This is a genomic window from uncultured Maribacter sp. (assembly GCF_947500985.1).
Classification (GTDB): Bacteria; Bacteroidota; Bacteroidia; order Flavobacteriales; family Flavobacteriaceae; genus Maribacter.
Window position 1 is genome coordinate 134,806 of record NZ_CANMTX010000002.1, and the last position, 21,379, is coordinate 156,184.

Annotated in this window: 17 protein-coding genes; 6 read left to right on the forward strand and 11 right to left on the reverse strand. The window is 32.6% G+C overall.

Annotation, left to right across the window (positions count from 1 at the left end):
• Positions 1-12: 12 nt before the first annotated feature.
• Together dcm and Q0871_RS04205 are read left to right on the forward strand one after the other, a co-directional pair.
• Positions 13-1,242 (forward strand): DNA (cytosine-5-)-methyltransferase, encoded by a 1,230-nt coding sequence (dcm, locus tag Q0871_RS04200; protein ID WP_299318246.1) that lies wholly within the window; start codon positions 13-15, stop codon positions 1,240-1,242.
• Between the two features lie 139 nt (positions 1,243-1,381).
• Complete coding sequence (locus Q0871_RS04205; RefSeq protein WP_299318249.1) at positions 1,382-1,756, forward strand: hypothetical protein; 375 nt, start codon at positions 1,382-1,384, stop codon at positions 1,754-1,756.
• 38 nt (positions 1,757-1,794) lie between these two features.
• Here Q0871_RS04205 and Q0871_RS04210 read toward each other — a convergent pair whose 3' ends face one another.
• Both Q0871_RS04210 and Q0871_RS04215 read right to left on the reverse strand, forming a co-directional pair.
• Positions 1,795-2,238: a GNAT family N-acetyltransferase gene (locus tag Q0871_RS04210; RefSeq protein ID WP_299318251.1), complete on the reverse strand. Its 444-nt coding sequence runs from the start codon at positions 2,236-2,238 to the stop codon at positions 1,795-1,797.
• A gap of 109 nt (positions 2,239-2,347) precedes the next feature.
• On the reverse strand, positions 2,348-2,779 hold the full coding sequence (locus Q0871_RS04215; RefSeq protein ID WP_299318254.1) for an RpiB/LacA/LacB family sugar-phosphate isomerase: 432 nt from the start codon (positions 2,777-2,779) through the stop codon (positions 2,348-2,350).
• Positions 2,780-3,427: 648 nt separating this feature from the next.
• Between Q0871_RS04215 and rnr the strand changes: the two genes are divergently transcribed.
• The 3 genes from rnr to Q0871_RS04230 all read left to right on the forward strand — a co-directional run bounded on the left by rnr (position 3,428) and on the right by Q0871_RS04230 (position 7,072).
• Positions 3,428-5,620: a ribonuclease R gene (gene rnr, locus Q0871_RS04220; protein WP_299318257.1), complete on the forward strand. Its 2,193-nt coding sequence runs from the start codon at positions 3,428-3,430 to the stop codon at positions 5,618-5,620.
• A gap of 87 nt (positions 5,621-5,707) precedes the next feature.
• Positions 5,708-6,388, forward strand: coding sequence for a head GIN domain-containing protein (locus Q0871_RS04225; RefSeq protein WP_299318261.1), 681 nt, complete (start codon positions 5,708-5,710; stop codon positions 6,386-6,388).
• A 3-nt stretch (positions 6,389-6,391) separates the two neighbouring features.
• Positions 6,392-7,072: a LysE family transporter gene (locus Q0871_RS04230; RefSeq protein WP_299318264.1), complete on the forward strand. Its 681-nt coding sequence runs from the start codon at positions 6,392-6,394 to the stop codon at positions 7,070-7,072.
• A gap of 48 nt (positions 7,073-7,120) precedes the next feature.
• Here the strand turns inward: Q0871_RS04230 and Q0871_RS04235 are convergent, their stop codons facing one another.
• The 5 genes from Q0871_RS04235 to Q0871_RS04255 form a co-directional block, all read right to left on the reverse strand.
• On the reverse strand, positions 7,121-7,627 hold the full coding sequence (locus tag Q0871_RS04235; protein ID WP_299318267.1) for an OmpH family outer membrane protein: 507 nt from the start codon (positions 7,625-7,627) through the stop codon (positions 7,121-7,123).
• A gap of 238 nt (positions 7,628-7,865) precedes the next feature.
• A complete protein-coding gene (locus Q0871_RS04240) occupies positions 7,866-8,702 on the reverse strand; it encodes a class I SAM-dependent methyltransferase (RefSeq protein ID WP_299318270.1) in 837 nt (278 codons plus the stop codon).
• A gap of 65 nt (positions 8,703-8,767) precedes the next feature.
• Entirely contained in the window at positions 8,768-10,636 is a 1,869-nt protein-coding gene (gene mnmG / locus Q0871_RS04245; RefSeq protein WP_299318273.1) for a tRNA uridine-5-carboxymethylaminomethyl(34) synthesis enzyme MnmG, read from the reverse strand.
• 5 nt (positions 10,637-10,641) lie between these two features.
• Positions 10,642-11,061, reverse strand: a complete 420-nt coding sequence (gene ybeY, locus Q0871_RS04250; protein WP_299318276.1) for an rRNA maturation RNase YbeY — start codon at positions 11,059-11,061, stop codon at positions 10,642-10,644.
• On the reverse strand, positions 11,054-14,557 hold the full coding sequence (locus Q0871_RS04255; RefSeq protein ID WP_299318277.1) for a DUF4175 family protein: 3,504 nt from the start codon (positions 14,555-14,557) through the stop codon (positions 11,054-11,056). The genes ybeY and Q0871_RS04255 overlap by 8 nt, the downstream gene beginning before the upstream one ends.
• A gap of 192 nt (positions 14,558-14,749) precedes the next feature.
• On the opposite strand from Q0871_RS04255, the gene gltX reads away from it, so the two are divergent.
• Positions 14,750-16,258 (forward strand): glutamate--tRNA ligase, encoded by a 1,509-nt coding sequence (gltX, locus tag Q0871_RS04260; protein WP_299318280.1) that lies wholly within the window; start codon positions 14,750-14,752, stop codon positions 16,256-16,258.
• 30 nt (positions 16,259-16,288) lie between these two features.
• Here gltX and Q0871_RS04265 read toward each other — a convergent pair whose 3' ends face one another.
• The 4 genes from Q0871_RS04265 to Q0871_RS04280 form a co-directional block, all read right to left on the reverse strand.
• On the reverse strand, positions 16,289-16,684 hold the full coding sequence (locus tag Q0871_RS04265) for an ACT domain-containing protein (RefSeq protein WP_299318283.1): 396 nt from the start codon (positions 16,682-16,684) through the stop codon (positions 16,289-16,291).
• A gap of 111 nt (positions 16,685-16,795) precedes the next feature.
• The gene (gene rlmF, locus Q0871_RS04270) at positions 16,796-17,767 is read right to left on the reverse strand and encodes a 23S rRNA (adenine(1618)-N(6))-methyltransferase RlmF (protein WP_299318285.1); all 972 of its coding nucleotides are present in this window, start codon (positions 17,765-17,767) and stop codon (positions 16,796-16,798) included.
• Positions 17,768-17,822: 55 nt separating this feature from the next.
• Positions 17,823-18,389 carry a PepSY domain-containing protein gene (locus Q0871_RS04275; protein ID WP_299318288.1) on the reverse strand — a complete coding sequence of 189 codons (567 nt, stop codon included), beginning with the start codon at positions 18,387-18,389 and terminating at the stop codon, positions 17,823-17,825.
• A 119-nt stretch (positions 18,390-18,508) separates the two neighbouring features.
• Positions 18,509-21,283 carry a M14 metallopeptidase family protein gene (locus Q0871_RS04280; RefSeq protein ID WP_299318291.1) on the reverse strand — a complete coding sequence of 925 codons (2,775 nt, stop codon included), beginning with the start codon at positions 21,281-21,283 and terminating at the stop codon, positions 18,509-18,511.
• Between the last annotated feature and the right edge of the window lie 96 nt (positions 21,284-21,379).

The window sequence follows — 21,379 nt, forward strand, 5'->3', positions numbered from 1 at the left end:
ATTTTATCGCAAATGAAGAAACTTAAGGTCATAGAACTTTTTGCTGGCGTTGGCGGATTTCGATTAGGATTAGAGGATACCGAGAACTACGAAGTAGTTTGGAGTAATCAATTTGAGCCTAGTACGAAAGCACAACATGCCTCTACAGTTTATGAAGCCAGATTTGGTCATGAGAATCACAGAAATGAAGATATTTCTGAAGTACCCACTAAAGAAATACCAGATGCCGATATTTTGGTTGGTGGTTTTCCTTGCCAAGATTATTCTGTAGCAGCTACCTTAAATAATTCTAAAGGTCTTATTGGTAAAAAAGGGGTTTTATGGTGGAGCATTCATAGAATTTTATCGGAAAAGAAAAATCCGCCTAAATACTTATTTCTTGAAAATGTAGACCGATTATTAAAATCTCCTTCAACCCAAAGAGGTAGAGATTTTGCCATAATGCTTAAAAGTTTGGATGACTTAGGTTATGCCGTAGAATGGCGGGTTATCAACGCTGCAGATTACGGAATGCCACAAAGAAGAAGACGTATTTTTTTCTTAGGATACCATAAGTCTACGCCGCTTTACAAAAAATTTAAAAAAGCTACTGCCGAAGAATGGATTTTTGAAAAGGGAACTATAGCAACAGCTTTTCCAATATCAAGCACTTCTTCAAAAATGATTTCGTTCGATATCACCGATGACCTAGTATCGCTATCTGAAAGTTTTAATTTGGGTGAAAAATTATCTCCCTTTCAAAATACCGGAGTCTTCATTAAAGGAAAGGTATACACTTCTAAAACTACGGCTAGTTATATTGGTAAAAGAACGGTCTTAGCTGATGTTTTACAGCAAGAAAAAATACCTGAAGAATTTTATATTCCTGAAGAGGAACATGATAAATGGTATTATTTAAAAGGTTCAAAAAAAGAAACCCGGACTTCTAAATCTGGTTTTGCATACCATTATAATGAGGGTAGTATGATTTTTCCTGATGCTTTAGACAATGCGTCAAGAACAATCATAACAGGTGAAGGCGGTAAAAGTGCATCGCGGTTTAAACATGTTATCAACACTAAAGAAGGGTTACGTAGATTAACCCCCGTAGAATTGGAACGCTTGAATATGTTCCCAGATAATCATACACTACTTGAAGGTATTTCAAATACTAAAAGAGCATTTTTTATGGGTAATGCTTTGGTCGTTGGGGTAGTGAAAAAAATAGGAGAAGTTCTTTCAGATAAAATTAAATCAACGTAATTATTCTTTTCTTCTTTAAAGTAAAGGGTACTTTTCTAACTAAAAATCATATCTAATTTAAATCTGTTTTTAAACACAACATATTGTTAATCAACGTTTAAAATTAGGAATTGTCCTTTTTTTTGTTATCTTAATAGGTATGGTAAAAGTAGAAAAGTCAGAAAACGTAGAATTTTTAGAAAAGTCAATTCAACATTTAGAAGCTACCGGTTTCGAGAATATTAAGGCTGATGTGGAGGGTTACGAAACTCCAAAATCATATTCGAGAAAAGGTATGGAAGACAACGTTACACCAGACATAGTAGCTATTAAAAATGGAAGAAAATATTATTTTGATATAAGTCTAAAATCACCAAAAACTAGATTACTGAAATCAAAATGGTTGTTTTTAGATACTTTAAGTAGAATGAACTCTAATAGATTTAGAATTATAACTACTAAAGGTCATTATAAGTTTACCGATAATATGCTTGAGGATATAAACTTAAGTAATAAAACGCCTATCAAAATTTAATATAACGAATAAAAAAAGTCCGCTAATTGCGGACTTTTTTATTTTTTAATCATTTCTAAATGCGGTATACCGTCTTCTAAATATTCTTTTCCGGTGGCATTAAATCCTAAATCAGTATAAAATTTTGTAAGGTATTTTTGAGCTGAAATTTTTATTTCATTTTCACTAAAACGTTCATTAACTGCTTTAATAGAAGCTTCCATAATTACTTTACCATAACCAAATTTTCTAAAATCTTTATGTACTGCTACTCTGCCAATACTCGCTTGATCAAAATAGTCACCTGGTTTAAAAATTCTTGTATACGCTACCACCGTGTTGTCTTTAAATCCGATGACATGAAAAGCTTTACCATCTTTACCATCTAAATCTAAATAAACACAATCTTGTTCTACGACAAAAATATCACTTCGTAACTGTAATACATTGTACAGTTCTTCAATATCGAATTCTTTAAAACCAATTACTTTAATATCTAACATGAGTTTGCTTAATTAACTAGATATGTTCATATCTATAACTTAATAAATATTTGATTATTAAGTAGTTGTAATAACTATTTTGGGTTATCAACATAGTTATAATAACTATCTATTGAAGTGGAATCTTTTCAATTCTGCTTTCATGTCTACCTCCATCAAAAGAAGTGTTTAAAAACGTAGAAACCATTTCAAGTGCTTGAGGTAAAGAAATATACCTTGCCGGTAAACTTAATATATTGGCATCGTTATGTTCTCTAGCTAGTTTAGTTATCTCTTTTGTCCAACATAAGGCAGCTCTTACATTTTGTTGCTTATTAGCGGTCATACAAGCCCCATTACCACTACCACAGATTATAATTCCATAATCAGAAGTACCATTTTCAACATCTAATGCCACAGGGTGTGCAAAATCAGGATAATCAACACTATCAGTACCATCTGTACCATAGTTAATAACTTCAACATGTATAGATTTAAGTAAACCTATAATAGCTAACTTGTATTCTGTACCAGCATGGTCATTACCAATAGCTATTTTCATATACTTTGTATTTAAAGGTTATTAGTTCAAGGTTTATATCCAGTGGGGGTGGAACAAAACCATGCTAAAGGTACAATAATCAGGCATTCACAACAAAAAACGAGGGGTTCACAACAATTGTTGTTAGATCAGAAATTAAAATTGTTAATTAGTATGTTATAAGCAAGATTACTTAATGCATAAATTGTTTAGAAAAAGTTGCTTAAAAATTTGGTTATTAAAGTTAACATCTGCTTACACTTTTAATCTTCTGAAGACGAATTTAAATATTAGAAACTATTAGAGGATTTTCATCAAATTAACAACCCTAGTTAACATTAAAATTACATTTAGTTATTAATAAATTCATGTTAATAGCACTTATAAACCACGTTTAATAACTTCTCAAAATACTGATTTTCAATTATAGATTAATATAATAGGTTGTCAACAAGTATTAGTATCTCATAAAGACAAGTAATATTGAATTAAGTTATTCTAGATATTAACAAGCTATAATAACCATTAATATTTAATTTAATTTAAAAGAAAAAATGTCTAATATGATATATATGTTAATAACAACTCGTTTACTTAACTTTTCAATAAGAAGTAGAATAACAGGTAGTGGATTATAATTCGTAATTTTCCAATAAATTAAAAGTTTAAATGTCGAAGAAGAATAAGAAGGCGAAGAACCATAGAAAGAACGAAATTACAAGAGGAATTTTTACAGTTCTTGAAAAGGAGCCAAATAAAAGTTTCAACTATAAGCAGATTGCTGCTAAAATTGATATTACAGATGCTCAAGATAGAAATACCCTTATTAAAAGGTTAACGGAGCTTAAAGAGAAAAAAAGAATTCAAGAAGTTGATAGAGGTCAGTACAAAGTTTTAGAAGATACAAAGTCTTATCACGAAGGTACTGTAGATGTAACCGGTAAGGGTAATGCCTATATTGTTGTTGATGGTATGGACGATGATATCTTTATTCCTGCCAATAAATTAAATAAAGCTTTTCATAAAGATAAAGTTGAAGTATATATCTATCCCAGAAAGAAAAGTAAAAAGCTTGAAGGTGAAATAGTTAAAGTACTTGAAAGATATAAAACAACTTTTGTTGGTATTGTTGATATGCAGAAGACATTTGCATTCGTAAGACCTTCAGATTTTAGAATGTACACCGATATTTTTGTTTCAAAAGATAAATTAAATGGAGCAAATGATGGTGAAAAGGTTTTAGTAGAAATAACCGATTGGCCCGATGATGTTGATTCTCCTTTTGGTAGAGTTACCGAAGTTTTAGGTATACCTGGTGAACATGATACTGAAATTCATTCCATTTTAGCAGAGTATGGTCTACCATATTCTTTTCCTGCAGATGTTCAAAATTTTGCGGATGGTCTAGATACCAGTATTAAAGAAGAAGAAATTAAAAAACGTAGAGATATACGTAATGTTCTCACATTTACTATTGATCCAAAAGATGCTAAAGATTTTGATGATGCATTATCGTTTCAAAAGTTAGAAAATGGTAATTATGAGATAGGTATACATATTGCCGATGTTTCTCATTACCTACAAAAAGATACCATTTTAGATGATGAAGCTTATGAAAGAGCAACATCTGTTTATTTAGTAGATCGCGTAGTACCTATGTTACCAGAAGTGCTTTCTAACAATGCTTGTTCATTAAGACCTAATGAAGAAAAATATACTTTTTCAGCAATTTTTGAATTAGATAGCAATGCAATTATAAGAAATCAATGGTTTGGACGAACTGTAATCGATTCTAACGAACGTTTTGCATATGAAGAGGCACAGTATATCATTGAGAACGGTAATGGTATCATACCAGAAGATATATCGATAAGAGAAGCTGCATATAGCGTTTCTAAGGATGTTGTAGAGGCTACATTAGAAATGGATAGGCTTGCTAAAATTATGCGCGCTAAGCGTATGGATCAAGGTGCGCTCTCTTTTGATAAAGTTGAAGTTCGTTTTAATCTTGATGAGAATAGCGAACCTATTGGCGTTTATTTTAAAGAATCTAAAGATGCTAATAAGCTTATCGAAGAGTTTATGCTTTTAGCAAATAGAAAGGTGGCTGAATTTATTGGTAAACAAAAACCAAAAAAGACTTTTGTTTATAGAATTCATAATGATCCAGATCCAGATAAGTTAATGGCTTTGAATGGTATTGTTTCTAAATTCGGACATAAATTAGATTTCAAGGATAAGAAATCTATAAGTTCTTCTCTAAACCAATTACTACAAGATGTAAAAGGTAAAAAAGAACAAAATATGGTAGATACGCTTACGATACGTAGTATGAGCAAAGCGATTTATACTATAGATAATATTGGTCATTATGGATTAGCTTTTGATTACTATACCCATTTTACTTCACCGATTAGAAGATACCCAGATGTAATGGTGCATAGATTATTACAGCATTATTTAGATGGTGGTAGTTCTGCAAATGCTGAAGAATTTGAGAAGAGATGTAAGCATTCTTCAGATATGGAATATTTAGCATCAAGTGCTGAACGTGATTCTATTAAGTACATGCAGATTAAATTCATGCAGGATCATAAAGATGAAGAATTCCGCGGAGTTATTAGTGGTGTTACCGAATGGGGAATTTATGTTGAAATCATTGATAATAAATGTGAAGGCATGATTCGTATTAGAGACATCAAAGGAGATTATTATATCTTTGATGAAAAGCAATACGCTATTGTTGGTGAACGTACCAAGAATACATATACCTTAGGTGATGAAATTACTGTTATGGTAAAAAGCACCGATTTAGTTAAAAGGCATTTAGATTTTGCATTAATTCCGGATAACAATAAATAATTTGGAATAGATTTTGGTATAAGAAGCCTGAATTAAGAATACATTTTAATTTTAAAGTGTATTCTTTGAAAAATTACACAGAAAAGAATGAAACAAATTTTAATTTTAATGTTTCTCTTCGGATGTCTTTTGGTTACTGGCCAAGATAATGAGGTTACCCAAAACTTAGAACCTTTTAAAGAGTTGAAAGGTTTTGATGGTTTATCTATTAATCTTATTAAATCTATAGAAAACAAGGTTATCATAACAGGTGAAAATACTAGTAAAGTAGCTATTGTTAATAATGAAGGTATTTTGAAAATACGGATGCAAATCGGTAAGATATTTAGCGGTTATAAAACTTTTATAGATTTATATTATACTGCAGATATATTAGTTATTGATGTGAATGAAGATGCTAGAATTGTTACAGAAGATGTTATTAAACAAGATATCTTGGAACTAAAAGCTCAAGAAGGTGGAGAATTAATTGTAAGTGCAGAGGTAGAACAGATGTTAATAAAGTCGGTTTCTGGCGGTGTTATAAGAACAGCAGGATCTTCAAATCTGCAAGACGTACAAATTAATACTGGTGGTGTCTATGAAGGTAAAGGCTTTGTTACTAATTTTTCTACCATAAATGTAAATGCAGGTTCACGAGCTGAAATTAATGCAAGAGATTATGTAAAGGCCACGGTTAAAGCTGGTGGGGAAGTTCTGGTATTTGGCAACCCTAAGAAACTTGAAGAGAAAACGGTATTTGGCGGTACCATTAAAAGAATGCAATAGTACATGTTAGAAGATATACAGGCAGCAATTCCTTTAGGCTTTTTCCTAAGCTTTATGGTTGGGCCGGTTTTCTTTGTCTTGTTACAAACAAGTGCAGTAAAGGGTTTTAGAGCTGCTATTACTTTCGATATAGGAGTTTTATTGGCAGATGTTTTATTTATTCTTGTAGCTTATTTTAGTAGTTTTCAACTTCTTGAAAATTTAAGTAATCAACCAGGTCTTTATGTTTTTGGCGGAGTAATTTTATTAGTCTATGGTTTGGTTACCTTTTTTAAGGTAGATAAAAAAGTAATACCTATAGAGTCTAAAAAGATTAGAAAATCAGATTATTTCGGACTTTTTGTAAAGGGTTTTTTACTCAACTTTATTAATATTGGTGTACTTGTTTTCTGGTTAGGGATTATTATAATTTTTGGTCCTACTTTAGATAATGAACCAAATCGTTTCTTTACCTTTTTTGCAACAGTACTACTCTCCTATTTTGTTACTGATATTTTTAAAATTCTTTTAGCAAAGCAGTTAAAGCGTAAACTAACCCCAAGAAGAATTGTGTATGTAAAAAAGATTATTGGGATTATATTGGTAATCTGTGCTATTGTTCTAATAGTAAAAGGTTTTTTACCTAAGGATCAGTTTAATATAGAACATGAATTAGAAAGATTTGAAACTAATGCTATAGAATAAAAAAAGCCGGTCAATGACCGGCTTTTTTTATTGGAATAATTAAAGGTTTTATTTCTTGTACTTATCGTTAAGTAACTTTACTATTTCATCAGTAAGATCGTTAGCTTCTTTACCATATAGAACACTACCACCATCTCCACCACCTAGAATGTAAGAGTAACCATTTGTTTGACCGTAAGCTTTAATTTCTTTTTTAACTTTAGAAACTATGCTGTCCATTTCAGTTTGACCTTCCATTTGTAATTGTTGATCTTGCTGTTGAAGTTGTTGACCAATAATTTGACCTCTTTGTTGCATTGCTGCATATTCTTCTTGAGCTTTTGATTGAGACATTTTTTGAGCTTTAGTTTGAAAAGCTTGTGCTTCTAATTGAAAAGCTTGAGAAATACTATCTCTAGTTTTGGCTAAAGCATCCGCCTTAACTTTGAATTTTGATTCAACATCAATTTTTTGTTGATACTCATCCATCAATTTTACGTTATCTACGTATCCGATTTTTTCTTGTTGGCAAGATGCTAATAATGCGATAGCGAAAATTAAAATTAGGTTTTTCATTTTTTCATTTTTATGTCGTGCAAAAGTAATAAAGCTTTTAGAATGAAAATATTTTAAAATCGAGATAAATGATGAGATTTAAGTAAAAATAGAAATTTCCTATTGTATTTATTTATTATATTGATTTTACTTATTTTTATGATTGATTTTAAGGTATATTTAAGGGATTATTATAATATTTTAAATATTGTATATGATTTATATTATAAAACCTCTTAAAACGTCTCTAAATAGCTTTTTACTCTTTTTTTAGCACATATATTAGAGAAGAATACTCAGTAGATGTCTTTGCCTTTATATTCGATATAAAACCTCTATAAAATGCTTTTAAGTAATTTGATGAACCAGATTTATATTTTTCTGATAATAGTGAAACATAGTAAGAATCAAAATACATTGGTAGCGTTTTAACTATTTCTATTTTTTTATTTTTAAAAATACTCTTTATTGCATTTTGTGAAAAGTGCCAAAGATGTCTTGGTGTATCATAGGCCGCCCAATACTCTTTGTAATATTGAGCGTCATATGATTTGTAATTTGGAACAGCTATTATGAGTGTACCATTTTTATTTAAAAGAGATGCTATCTTATTTATCTGCTTGTCTAAATTTGGTAGATGTTCAAGTACATGCCATAGAGTTATTACATCAAATTTTTGATCATTTAAATGATCTAATGATTTAAAGATTTCTAGTTTTTTATCTATTGCTTTCTTTCTTGCACTATCGTTTAACTCTACCCCTACTGTTTCCCAATTTTCGTTTTTTGCACTAATCAGAAATTCTCCGGTTCCACACCCTATATCAAGTAATTTTTTTTCTTGTATGGTATATTCATTTATCAGCTTTACTTTTTTATGTAATGTGTATTTTTTTACAGTTTGATAAATTTTTTCAAGTAAACCATTTCCACTATCTGAATGTGAAATATAATTATTAGGGTCGTAGTATTTTTCTAAATCTTGGGGTATAGGTTTTGTAACTAGCATATCATTTTTAGAATCATATTCTAATTCAAATGATTCTAGAGTGACCAGAAAATCTTTTGTCGAGATTTTTGAAATGTTATTAGGCATGTCTTAATTATGAATGTTGAAATTTATCTTATTAATTTTCATTGTTCCACGTGGAACAATTTGCCCTACCTTCCTAGAAAAACTAAAAGTACACTGATGTCACTCGGAGTAACTCCACTAATTCTTGATGCTTGAGAAATGGTAACTGGTTGAATTTTTGTCATTTTTTCTCTTGCCTCAAAAGATAAAGATTTCAATTTCGAGTAATCAAAATTAGCAGGAATCTTGACTGCTTCTAATCTATGAAGTTTGTCTGCGTTTACTTTTTCTTTAGCAATGTAACCAGAGTATTTAATTTGTACTTCTGCTTGTTCAAGAATTTCACCATCGAATTTATTTAGTTCAACAAATTCAGATACTGCATCTAGTTGAAGCATGTGATCCATTGTGACATTCGGTCTTGAAAAAGCTTTATACATTTTATCAGATTGTTTTACTAAAGATGAATCAACGCTTTCAAAAATAGGATTGATGTCTTTTGGTAATACACTAGTTTCACGAAAGAAGTTAACAAGAGCTTCAGATTGTTCTAGTTTTTGCTCCATTCTTTTCATTCTTGAATCTGTTGCAAAACCTATAGCATGGCTTAAAGGTGTTAATCTTAAATCAGCATTATCTTGTCTAAGTAAGGTTCTATATTCTGCACGTGATGTAAACATACGATATGGTTCTTCTGTACCTTTTGTAATTAGGTCGTCGATCAATACACCAATGTAAGCTTCGTCTCTTTTTAGTATTAACGGGTTTTCTTCTTTAATTTTCAGATGTGCATTTATTCCAGCCATTAATCCTTGCGATGCTGCTTCTTCATATCCGGTGGTTCCATTTATTTGTCCGGCGAAATATAAATTTTCAACTAGCTTAGTTTCTAGTGTATGCTTTAATTGTGTTGGCGGAAAGTAGTCGTACTCTATCGCATAACCTGGTCTAAAGAATTTTACTTTTTCAAAACCTACGACAGAACGCAAAGCTTTGAACTGAACATCTTCTGGTAAAGAAGTTGAAAATCCGTTTACATATACTTCTACAGTTTCCCAGCCTTCTGGTTCAATAAACATTTGGTGACTATCCTTATCAGCAAATCTGTTTATTTTATCTTCAATAGAAGGGCAATATCTTGGACCAATACTTTTTATTCTACCATTGAACATTGGTGATCTGTCAAATCCTTCACGTAAAAAATCATGAACCATTGCACTTGTATGTGTCATGTAACAATCACGTTGGTGTGCTAATGGTTTTGTATTTGTATAAGAAAACTTTTCAGGAATTGCATCTCCAGGTTGTACAATCATTTTAGAATAATCTAAAGATCTACCATCTACTCGTGGTGGAGTTCCGGTTTTCATTCTTCCACTTTCGAAACCTAATTCAACCAATTGTTCTGTAATTCCAGTTGCTGCTTTTTCTCCTGCTCTACCTCCACCAAATTGTTTTTCACCAATATGGATAAGTCCATTTAAGAAAGTACCATTAGTTAAAACAACTGCTTTTGATCTTATATCAATTCCTAAAGAGGTTTTTACACCAACAACTTTATGATTTTCTACCAACAATCCAGATACCATTTCTTGATAAAAGTCTACGTTCGGAGTACGTTCTAACATTAAACGCCACTCTTCTGCAAAACGCATTCTATCGTTTTGTGTTCTAGGACTCCACATTGCGGGTCCCTTAGATTTGTTAAGCATCTTAAATTGTATGGCAGATTTGTCAGATACAATTCCGCTGTATCCACCAAGAGCATCTATCTCTCTAACAATTTGTCCTTTTGCAATTCCACCCATTGCTGGGTTACAAGACATTTGTCCTATATTTTGCAAATTCATAGTTACTAATAAGGTTTTTGAACCCAAGTTTGCAGCTGCTGCTGCCGCTTCTGCACCGGCGTGTCCTCCGCCAACTACAATTACATCATATTCTTCTCCAAACATATTTTCTATTGTTCCACGTGGAACAGCTTTATTTTTTCTTCTTCTTTAGCGCGCATTTCGGCAGTAGCTGCATCCGATTTATCCGAATAACCCATAAGGTGTAAAACCCCATGAATCATTACGCGTTTTAATTCATTATCAAATGAAACATTAAACTCATCTGCGTTTTCTTTTATGCGGTCAATTGAAATGTAAAGGTCGCCCGAAACATTTTTTCCTGACACATAATCAAAAGTGATAATGTCTGTTAGATAATCGTGTTGTAAGTAATCTTGATTTATTTTAAGCAAGTAGTCATCACTACAAAAAATGTAGTTGAGTTCAATTATAGAAAACCCTTCGGTATTACAAGATTCTGTAATCCATGAATCGAAGTTATTTTCTGCTACAAGTTTAAAATCAGTTAGGTAATTGTAATTAATCATTTGCTTTGAAGTACTCTTTAACCTTAGATTGAAAATTTTGCCGCAAAGGTAAGCTTTGCCTATTTAAAATTTCAACTTCATTACGATAATTATCTAATAATGAGGGTTTAGTAGTAATAGGATTTGTGAAGTCTTTGGTATTCCTATAACTTTCTCGTTCAGATTTTTCTCCTTGCTTAAGTGCTGCGTTCTCTAATTTCAACAATTCATACTGTATAGTATTGGCTTTGTTGATGGTACGTTGTGTTATTCCATTTTCTAAAAGATCGTTCTCAAAATCTTCCATTTGTTTAATCAATTTTTGCCCTAATTTTTGATCACCAGAATTAATCATATTTTCCAGTTGTTTTTCTAATTCTTGTCTTAACTTTTGTTGATTTTGATAGATTTCATAAATTTCTTTAAGTTCTGTTTCACTCATTGCCCCTGAACCTTGCCCGTTTGTACCGTTAGACCCATTTTTTCCTTGACCGCTTTCTCCACCCTGTCCATTTTTACCATTTTTTCCACTTTTTCCTTCTCCATTCTTCCCATTTTCTCCTTCACTTCCGTTTTCTCCTTCTTTTCCGTTAGCCCCCTGTTTACCACGTTCGCCTTGTTTTCCACCTTCACCACTTTCTCCACTTTCTCCATTTTCTCCCTGTTTTCCTTCCCCATTTTTACCTTCTTTTCCTTCACTGCCAGACTGACCTTGTTGTCCCATTTTTTCACCTAATTCTTGTTGACCTTTGATGATATCTGGCAATTGAAAACCACCTTCATTTTCTCCAGAACCTTTTCCCATTTGCATACTCGAATTCATATTATCCATTACTTCGGCGAGAAAGTCTGCAAGACTATTTGCTGCAGTTAAAACATATTTTTGATGAGAAATACCTTGAAACATTTGACCATCTGCCATAGTTTCTAAAGATTTATCAATGTTGTAATACACTTCGGTAATTTGTTCATTTACAAATTCTGAAAGCTCAGCCTGGCGAAGTGATAATGCAAAAAGACTATCATCTACATGCTCGAATAAACCCTTTAATTCATTCTGATTACGAACTGTTTCAGAATATTGAGTAGCATCTTGGTCTTCTCTAGCTGTAAGTCGATCATATAAAGTTTCTTGTTTGAATGAAAATATGATAAGGTTATCAAGAATTTGTCTTAACATTTCAGCATCTTCAGTCACAGATGAACCACCTCCTCCGCTTGAAGATGATTCGCTAAGTTGTTCACTCATTTCTTTCATCTTTTCTGCAGCAGATTTTTGCTTTTTATTAGTGTCAGAACTGGTTGGTTTATTTTGGTCTTCAGAGGTGTTTTTTTCAAGTTCTTCTAGTGCTTCTTTTTGGTCTTCTTCAACACTCTCTTTTTTACCTTTTTCGATATTTATATCAATTGGTTTTTTGAGCTTTTCATTGTCCTTTTTTAAAGCGTCAATTTCAGCTGAAATTTTATCAAATTGTTCATTTAGTTCTTTCTGTTTTTCAGCGGTATTATTTTCATTTTTTTGTTCTGATAATTCTTCTTGTTTTTTGGCTAGCTCTTCTAAATCGCGTGCAATCTGAGATGCCTTTTCTGTAACATAATACCGTTTGGTTAATTCTAACAACTGTTCAAGGCTACGTTGACTGTTTTTTTGTTTTTTACCTAGTTCTTCTAGTTTTTTGGTAAGGTCTTCTTTCTTGATTTTATCAGCTACTTTATTAAGTTCTTCAAGGAGTTTCTGGTTTTTCTTGGCTTGTTCTTCCTGCCGTTCTAAACGTTCTTGTAACAATTGGTTTAATTTATCATCTTTGTTTTTTTTATTTAGATTTTCTTTTAATTCTTTACTAAATTTTTGCATCAATTGTTCTTGCTGTTCTTGTTTTTTTAGATAGTCTTTTATTTGGTTTTTGTCATTGAAATTTAGACTGTTTTTTTCTTTCTGATTTTGATTAATCTCTTCTAAAGATTCTTTCTGTTCTTTAGATTTTTGCAGTGATTTATCAAGGTCTTTTATTAGTGATTGTTGCGATTCTAAATCTTTGTTTTTTAATTGATTTTCATCTAGCAATACCTGCTGGTATATTTGACTTTTTATAGTCTTACCATTATGTATAGCATCGTTGTCTGTAACTTCAAAATAAAAACCATAATTTTTGCCTTCCTCAAGGTTTAAACCAGAAGGGAAAGTGTAATAAAATTGCTCATAATTTGAAGTTGGTTTCAAAAGGTTTACGGTATTCTTTTTTTCTTCTTCTCCAACTTCAAAATACACAACATCTATTCTTCGTAAACCATAATCATCAGTTGCATTTCCGGTGTAATAAGATACATTCGGATTTAAACTATCTAGAACTTGATTAACCTTAATCGAAGGAAATCCATCTTTAATTACTTTGAAGTTGTAGGTTAGACGTTCGTAGTCTTCAACATTTTTGTTGGTTGTTGTTAGCTCATAATTGAAATCATTGTAGATACGTTTTTCCAGTTCGAAAGTATTGTTTTCTTTTGTTAGCTTTAGTATCGTGTCTTTTGTGGAGAGATTAATCTTATCGGTATTTTCCCCATTTATTTTCCATTGTATTTTGGTGCCTTCAGGTATTACAGCGTTTCCAGTACTTTTTATTCTTTCATTTGGTTTGTTCAGGTACGAAGGATATGTAAGATTCATGGTGAAATCTAAAATAGAAGGTGTCTCTAAAGCGGTAAGGGTGTATTCTCTAGAATTGACTTCATTAGCCTTAAACTTAAAGTTTGTTGTAGTTAATGGTGGAGTGAATTCATATTCATATAAACCATTGTTTTGTTGCAAAAGAATTTGTTTGCCATCTATTTCTATATATACATTTTCAGGTTTTACTTCCCCTCTAGTAGCAACTTGTATTATAAAAGTTTCATCTTGTAATTTTTTCAAATTATTTGATAATAATTCGAATTGAAATGGTGCTGGCTTTTCATAAGCCATTTCATAGTTGACAACACGTTCGTAACTGCCAAATAAAGTATTCCAGTTGCCGGAAATGAATAAAAGTGCTATTATGCCTATCGGAATTATAGCATATTTCAAATATTTCAAAGAATCTCTAAAGTCTATCGCGTTTGAAAATGGAATGGGATCTAATTGTTTTGATCTTTGATTTATACTGGCAAGTAATAATTCAGATTGTTGTGGGTCATTTGCTAAATCTAACAAATTAGTAAGCTTATCTCCTACTTCAGGAAAATGCTTTCCTATCATTTGAGCTGCTTCTTTTGGACCAATACCATGTTTCCATTTAAATAAGTAAAAAATTGGGGTTAAAATATATTTGAAAAGAAGAAATAGTTCAACGACTATAAAAATTCCGAAAAGTATCATTCTTCCGGTAGTGTTCATCCATAGAAAATATTCTACTCCTAATATCATTAAGAAGAACAGTAATCCAAAGGCGAAAAATAATAATATACCTTTCAGTAGAACTTGAGAGTAGTGTTTTTGAATAAACTGATTTAATCGGTCTAAAATGTGCTTATAGTCTTGCAATTGTTCTTTTTTATACCAAGATAACGGTTATCACTAATGTTTGTTGGGAAATATTTGTTAAATCAAAACTCTGGCCTGTTGATAACTACATAATTAAACGGTACTATTTAGCTGTTTTTTGTAAAATTCCTATTTGGCATTATTAAGTTAAAAAGTTAGGGATGTGTATCTTTGTAGCCTTATAAAAATACTATGTCTAAAAAAGTTCGTGTTCGTTTTGCCCCTAGTCCTACTGGACCATTGCATATTGGTGGTGTTCGTACTGCCCTATTTAATTATTTATTTGCCAAAAAACATGGTGGTGATTTTATTCTAAGAATAGAAGATACTGACCAGAATAGATATGTTGATGGTGCTGAGCAATATATAGTTGATTCTTTAAATTGGTGCGGAATTCCTTTTGACGAAGGCATTGGTAAAGATGGTGGTTTTGGTCCATATAGACAGAGCGAGCGAAAAACATTGTATAAAGAATATGCAGACGATTTAGTAGAAAGTGGTAATGCATATTACGCTTTTGATACTTCTGAAAGTCTAGATGGGCACAGAAAAGATCATGAAGAAAAAGGCAAAACCTTTATTTACAATTGGCATAATAGATTAAAGCTAGATAATTCATTGTCTTTAATGCCAGAAGAAGTTAAAGCAAGGTTAGATAATGGCGATGATTATGTTATTCGTTTTTTAACTCCGCCAGATGAAACACTACATCTAAAAGATTTAATACGCGGCTCAATAAAAATAGATACTAACGTTTTAGACGATAAGGTTTTATTTAAGAGTGACGGAATGCCAACATACCATTTAGCAAATATTGTTGATGATCATTTAATGGAAATTAGCCATGTAATTCGTGGTGAAGAATGGTTGCCTTCTATGGCATTACACAAACAATTGTATGATGCTTTTGGTTGGGAATCGCCAGAATTTGCACACTTACCTTTGATTATGAAACCAGTTGGAAAAGGAAAGTTGAGTAAACGTGATGGTGAAAAAATGGGCTTCCCGGTTTTTCCTCTTTCTTGGAACGAATCTATTGGGTATAAAGAATCAGGGTATTTTCCTGAAGCAGTTATAAATTTCTTGGCGCTATTAGGATGGAATCCTGGTACTGAACAAGAATTATTTTCTTTAGATGAATTGGTAGAAACCTTCAGTCTAGACCGTGTAAATAAATCTGGGGCTCGATTTGATCCAGAAAAAACCAAATGGTACAACCAACAATATCTTCAGGAAACTGCTGATAATGAGTTAGCTAGGTTATTCTTACCGACAGTAAAGGAGAATGTTTCTGATGATGATAAACTGAATTTAGATTATGTTACCAAAGTGGTTACACTTATAAAAGAACGTGCAGTTTTTGTTTCTGACTTTTGGAATTTGAGTAATTACTTCTTTGTTGCTCCTACTGAATACAATGAGAAAGCAGCAAAAAAACAATGGAAAGAAGATACCGCTTCAATCATGAATGATCTCATTTCTGTATTAAAACCTATAGAAGATTTTTCTTCTGAAAACAGCGAAACCATTGTAAAGGCATGGATTGGCGAGAAAGAATTGTCTTTTGGAAAAGTGATGCCACCTTTACGCCTATTCTTAGTTGGTGATATGAAAGGCCCACATATTTTCGATATCATGGCGATGATCGGTAAAGAAGAAAGTATCTCTAGAATAGAAACAGCTTTAAACAAATTGGGATAAAATAAAATTTTCAGGAAAATGAAGCAGTCTTTATTTTCCTGAAAATTCACCCAAAACTTCCATAGCTTTTTGTGTGTCTTTGGTTGCTACAAAAATATGGTCGTGATAATATGCCGCAACTACATTGCAACTGATATTCTGTTTTGTTAGTGCCGTAGAAACTGCAGCTGTTAAACCAACAGCATCTAATGCAGAATGAACATTAAGTGTTATCCACGATGCAACAAATTCGTATTTTAATTTTAGGGCATCGGCTTTCTCTTTTTCAAGAATAATGGTGATACCTTCTCTTTCTTTAAATTCAAATAAAATAGCTGACCTAGAAATTTGTTGAATATCTTTAAGAGTTAAGAAAACATAACTTCCTTCGTTTAAGCTTGGTTTTAAACTTTTTAAAAGAATGCTAAGATCTGTTTCTCCTGCCATTTTAGCTAATTTGCGTATTTTCAAAAAAAATTTCGACCCTTCGGGTCTATTTTTAAATAAAACCGCTTAAACAGGCTCTATTTTAAGTCTAAAGAGGTTTTGGCCGAATTTTTATTCAGCTTTCCATTTATCGCTTGCCCAGCTTTCCATTTCTGGTGCTGATAAAAATGTCCAAGCAATTATTCTACTTAGTTTATTACCCTGTCCCATTGGTGTAGTTTTGTGCTCCACAACTCCTACTTTTTCTAATCTATCATAAAACGCACGTAGGTTAGATTGCTTTGAAACCAAAGTTGAAAACCAGGCACAATTTTTAGAATATTGAGCACTTTCATTGATCATATTCAGTACAAATCGTTTTTCTCCGCCATCTGTCCAAAGTTCTCCACCTTGACCGCTAAAATTCAGCTCGGGTTTTTTTACCCTTTTTTTCTTTAGGTTACTTAATTTTCTAAGTGTTCCGGCTTCCGCTTCCGCTTGTGTAGCATGAAATGGTGGGTTACAGATAGTTAAATCTACTTTTTCATCTGTATTTAAAATTCCAGAAAATATATGTTCAGGTTTGGGTTGAAGTCGAAATTCGACTTTACCATGAAGAGAAGGGTTTGACGTCACAATTTTTTGTGCTGCTTCTATCGCCTTTGGGTCTATATCAGATCCTATAAAAGACCAACCGTAAGCATTATTTCCAATTATTGGGTATACACAATTTGCTCCTACTCCAATATCCAGGCATTTAATTTTATCGCCTTTAACTAAATTTCCATCGTTACTGGCTGCCAAGATATCAGCAATGTGGTGAATATAATCTGCTCTTCCTGGTATCGGAGGGCACAAGAAACCATCTGGTATATCCCAGAAGTCTAATCCGTATTGTGAAATTAAAATTGCTTTATTTAGGGCTTTTACAGCAACTGGGTTAAAGAAGTCTATTGTAAAGTTTCCGTACTTATTTTTAGTTACAAACGGCTTTAAATCAGTGTTTACCAATTTAAGCGCCTTCAGATCGTAACGACCGGTATGTTTGTTTCTTGGGTGTAAAGTTGGTTTTTCTAAACCCTCTTTTTTCTTGTGGTCTGCCATAATTATTGAGCCTTATTAAGACCCCAAAGCTAACCTTAATTTTTAAGCTGTTGTTTTATTTTTTTCGCATACGTTTTGGCCCATACCACAACCAAAAACCGGTTATCGTAAAAAGAAGAAGTGCAAGCCCCATTATTGTAGTGTAGAAGACTTTTATTTGATTATCACTAGTGCCCACATAATTATCTAAAATTGAACCATCATGTATTTGTTCTAAGAGGTCAGAATATCTACGATCTATATGAAGTAATTTGCCTGTTGCCCCATCTAATTGCAGTCCCCAGAGATGATTTTCATAAATGAATTTCACCATTCCCTTTTCTTTTCTGATGTCAATTCTATCAATTTTAGTAGATAATTCTTTAGATACGTTTTCTAAAAGATAGGTATTAGCGAGCGTGTGTAAACTATCAATAGGTAACCAATGTTTTAATTCTGTAGAAGTGCCTTCATATGATTTTGATAGAATTACTCCTCCGCTGTTTTTTTTCCATCCCAAAAGAAGTCCAGTGATAGAGATAATAAAGAAGAAAATGAACAAAGCCGCACCAGTGGTCCTATGTACTTTTCTAAAAATACGCAGCCATTTTGCTTGTCTTTGTCTTTTGGTGATTTTAGGCATTATTTTGAGTCGGTTAGCGGCCAATATAGACAGATTAACAAAACGGTTATTAGAAGGAATTGTTAAAATAAAAGGTTTAACAGTTAAAGGCGCTATAACATTAATAATCGCTGGTTTGGTTAATTTAAATCCTGATTTTCTTTTTCAGGACTTGTTTCAAATTCTTCTACTTCTTTTTCCTCATCTGTAGAAGACCATTCTTCTATAATTTTATGACTTTTTGCGACGTCATTTGTATATAACAAGGCATTGAATAGGGCTCTATAAGTACCCATGGATTGCCCTCGCCATTGGGGTTGAAAACCAAAAAGAACAACATGCCCGTTTTTATAATGAACATCAACGGCTGCCGCCTTATCGTTCATGTATTTTTCACCAACTAAATAGCCGGATAATAATGGGGATCCTTTTTCTTGATATTTAGATAGAATTTCGCCCTCAAAACCTTCAAGAGTTTTAAACACGGGGCTTCCAAAAACAAAGACACCTGATTTTTCTGGCATACCAGCCATAACTGGATGTAGATTATTATTTGTCACTTCTAAAATAGAGCCGCCTGTAAAAAACTCGTTTTTCTTTAATTTTTCTACATTGTTCTCTACGGGTAAATGAAGTTCTTTTATGGCGAAATCAGTACTTTTATTTAAACAAACCAATGTACCACCAGAACTAATAAAAGATTCGATATTTCTAACACCCAATCCTTTTAAACCTCCAGTATATTGTGGTGGAGCCATTCCTTTTTGAAAACCATTTTCAATTGTACCTGGTTTTTCAGATGCTAGTAGAATAACATCGAACCTTTTATTTAAATTTCCGTTGTTGATATCTGCATTTCTAATGATGGTATATGGTATTTTAAAATTATCCAATAACCATCTTGTCCAGCCCATATCCATACTTGCTTTCCATGGATCATAAACCGCTATTCTAGATGTTACCTTTGTTTTTGATTTACTTGAAGTTACTTTGGCATTTAAAGCATATTCCTTCACCCATTTTTGCATTTGTGATCTTGATGTGTTGCTTATGGCATAAGTTTGTTGTTTTGAGTTGTAACTAACCGGAAGATTTTTGCTCATAGCATCGCCAATAACCCTGAATGAATTATTTTCTTTGGGATTGAGAACCATGGTACCTCCACTACCTTTTAAAGTTCCTGGTAAGGGAATAATACCTACTGCAATTTCATTGGTATCAAAACCGGCCCCACCAATAAAGTCTACCTTACTTAAATCAATATCGTTGTTATAGTTTTCGGCTAAAGCTGTGCCCTTAACAGGTTTTAAATTAGAATATACCAATTGAGATAAAGGAGTCATCGCCGCAATAACTTCTACTTCCATTTGGTATGGCAATGTCCACCCTGCTGCATCATATGGCTGTTCCAACGGTCCATCTGGTGATTCTCTTATATCTGGATATTCTTGAATATCGATAAGTTGCCTAGCTAATTCGCCAAATTCCTGTGCCATGGGTATAACCCATGTACCTTTAGGATATTCATTCCCTTCAAAAGAAATGTCAGTATCTAGTTGTGATATTTTAATACCATTAAAGGCTAGTCTTTTAAGAAATTCTACAGGTCTAACAGGGTCACGCTGTTTTTGTTTTATAAAATAAGCATATGGCGGTTCTTGCTTATACTTGTTAATAGTAGTTATACCTGCTTGATACTTGTTAAAAAGTAAGGTTTCTTTGTATTTTGAAGCATAATCTAAAACTGCTATTGAAGCTGTTTCCATATATTTTACAGCATCGCCTAAACGCCACCATCCACCTTTCCATGGGCTAGAATACAAGGATTCTACTCGTAAATCTGCTCTTTCTTTTGGAAAATCCTTAATGGTATAAAAATGAGGTGTAGCAAATTTGTACAGAGAAGTCTCCGTCCAAAATGATGGTATGTTCTGCATCATTGGCATGTAGTCAATATAACCTGGGTACCAAGCATCAAAACCCTTACCCATATGTACTGCACCTGGCAAACCTTCAGTTTCTAACTCTTGAGCCATAGCCATGCCAATCATATTTACTTCTCGTGCCATTAATGGTGGAGTTTGGGGAGCAACTGGTTCTGCAAAAGGTGGTAACCATATTCTAGTGGGAAAAGGAGAAGATTGATGATGAACATGAATAATACTTGGTTCCCACTCTCGCCAAATACTGCCAACTACACGGGATTCTAGTTGATTTAACATATATGCATCTCGATTGTTATCATGACCAACATATTTTTGGTATAACCATGGTGTAGATGCTACTTCATAAGATGTTCCAACATTACCTAAATACCAGTTTGCAATAATATCTTGCCCGTCAGGATTTAATGATGGCCAAAGAATTAAGATAACATCTTCAAAAATTCCGCTATACTTTTCTGATTTGGCATTGTAAACCAGGTCATATGCCAAGGTAATTATGTGTTGTGCTCCTGCTACTTCAGAAGCATGCAAACCTCCACTAATATCTACAATGGCCTTTCCCTCTTTTGCTAGTGCTTTTGCCATTTCTCTAGTTAGATTTTCTGGATGCGCTAATTGTTGTGAAATAGATTTGTAGTGCTCTATTTTCTCTAGATTTTCAGGAGTTGATATCATTACATATTGCCATTCTCTTCCTTCAGAGGTTTTTCCGGCAGATTTCATCTCTACCATATCACTTGCCGAAGCTAATTTTTCAAAATAAGTAATTGATTGTTCGTAAGTAGCTAGGTGAAAGTCCGACCCAATTTCAAAACCTATGATATTTGTTGGGTTTGGTATGTTCTGTGCATTTGTGTTTTGTAAGAAAAAACACACTAAAATTAGAACCAATGACGTTAGGTATTTGAATTTGTTAAATGGAGACAATAAATTTTTAATAGGAGATTCCCTAGAGGAAAGTACGTTCATTAGTTTGAGTCGTTAGTTTGTCTTACTAAATTATTAAATATGAGATAGGTGCGGTTATAAAGCTGGTATAAGTTGTTATCTTTATGATATTCATTA

Bases quoted from the DNA above. Each gene is read 5' to 3' on its own strand.
- dcm (WP_299318246.1), top strand. From the start codon at position 13: ATGAAGAAACTTAAGGTCATAGAACTTTTTGCTGGCGTTGGCGGATTT.
- Q0871_RS04205 (WP_299318249.1), top strand. From the start codon at position 1,382: ATGGTAAAAGTAGAAAAGTCAGAAAACGTAGAATTTTTAGAAAAGTCA.
- Q0871_RS04210 (WP_299318251.1), bottom strand. From the start codon at position 2,238: ATGTTAGATATTAAAGTAATTGGTTTTAAAGAATTCGATATTGAAGAA.
- Q0871_RS04215 (WP_299318254.1), bottom strand. From the start codon at position 2,779: ATGAAAATAGCTATTGGTAATGACCATGCTGGTACAGAATACAAGTTA.
- rnr (WP_299318257.1), top strand. From the start codon at position 3,428: ATGTCGAAGAAGAATAAGAAGGCGAAGAACCATAGAAAGAACGAAATT.
- Q0871_RS04225 (WP_299318261.1), top strand. From the start codon at position 5,708: ATGAAACAAATTTTAATTTTAATGTTTCTCTTCGGATGTCTTTTGGTT.
- Q0871_RS04230 (WP_299318264.1), top strand. From the start codon at position 6,392: ATGTTAGAAGATATACAGGCAGCAATTCCTTTAGGCTTTTTCCTAAGC.
- Q0871_RS04235 (WP_299318267.1), bottom strand. From the start codon at position 7,627: ATGAAAAACCTAATTTTAATTTTCGCTATCGCATTATTAGCATCTTGC.
- Q0871_RS04240 (WP_299318270.1), bottom strand. From the start codon at position 8,702: ATGCCTAATAACATTTCAAAAATCTCGACAAAAGATTTTCTGGTCACT.
- mnmG (WP_299318273.1), bottom strand. From the start codon at position 10,636: ATGTTTGGAGAAGAATATGATGTAATTGTAGTTGGCGGAGGACACGCC.
- ybeY (WP_299318276.1), bottom strand. From the start codon at position 11,061: ATGATTAATTACAATTACCTAACTGATTTTAAACTTGTAGCAGAAAAT.
- gltX (WP_299318280.1), top strand. From the start codon at position 14,750: ATGTCTAAAAAAGTTCGTGTTCGTTTTGCCCCTAGTCCTACTGGACCA.
- Q0871_RS04265 (WP_299318283.1), bottom strand. From the start codon at position 16,684: ATGGCAGGAGAAACAGATCTTAGCATTCTTTTAAAAAGTTTAAAACCA.
- rlmF (WP_299318285.1), bottom strand. From the start codon at position 17,767: ATGGCAGACCACAAGAAAAAAGAGGGTTTAGAAAAACCAACTTTACAC.
- Q0871_RS04275 (WP_299318288.1), bottom strand. From the start codon at position 18,389: ATGCCTAAAATCACCAAAAGACAAAGACAAGCAAAATGGCTGCGTATT.
- Q0871_RS04280 (WP_299318291.1), bottom strand. From the start codon at position 21,283: ATGAACGTACTTTCCTCTAGGGAATCTCCTATTAAAAATTTATTGTCT.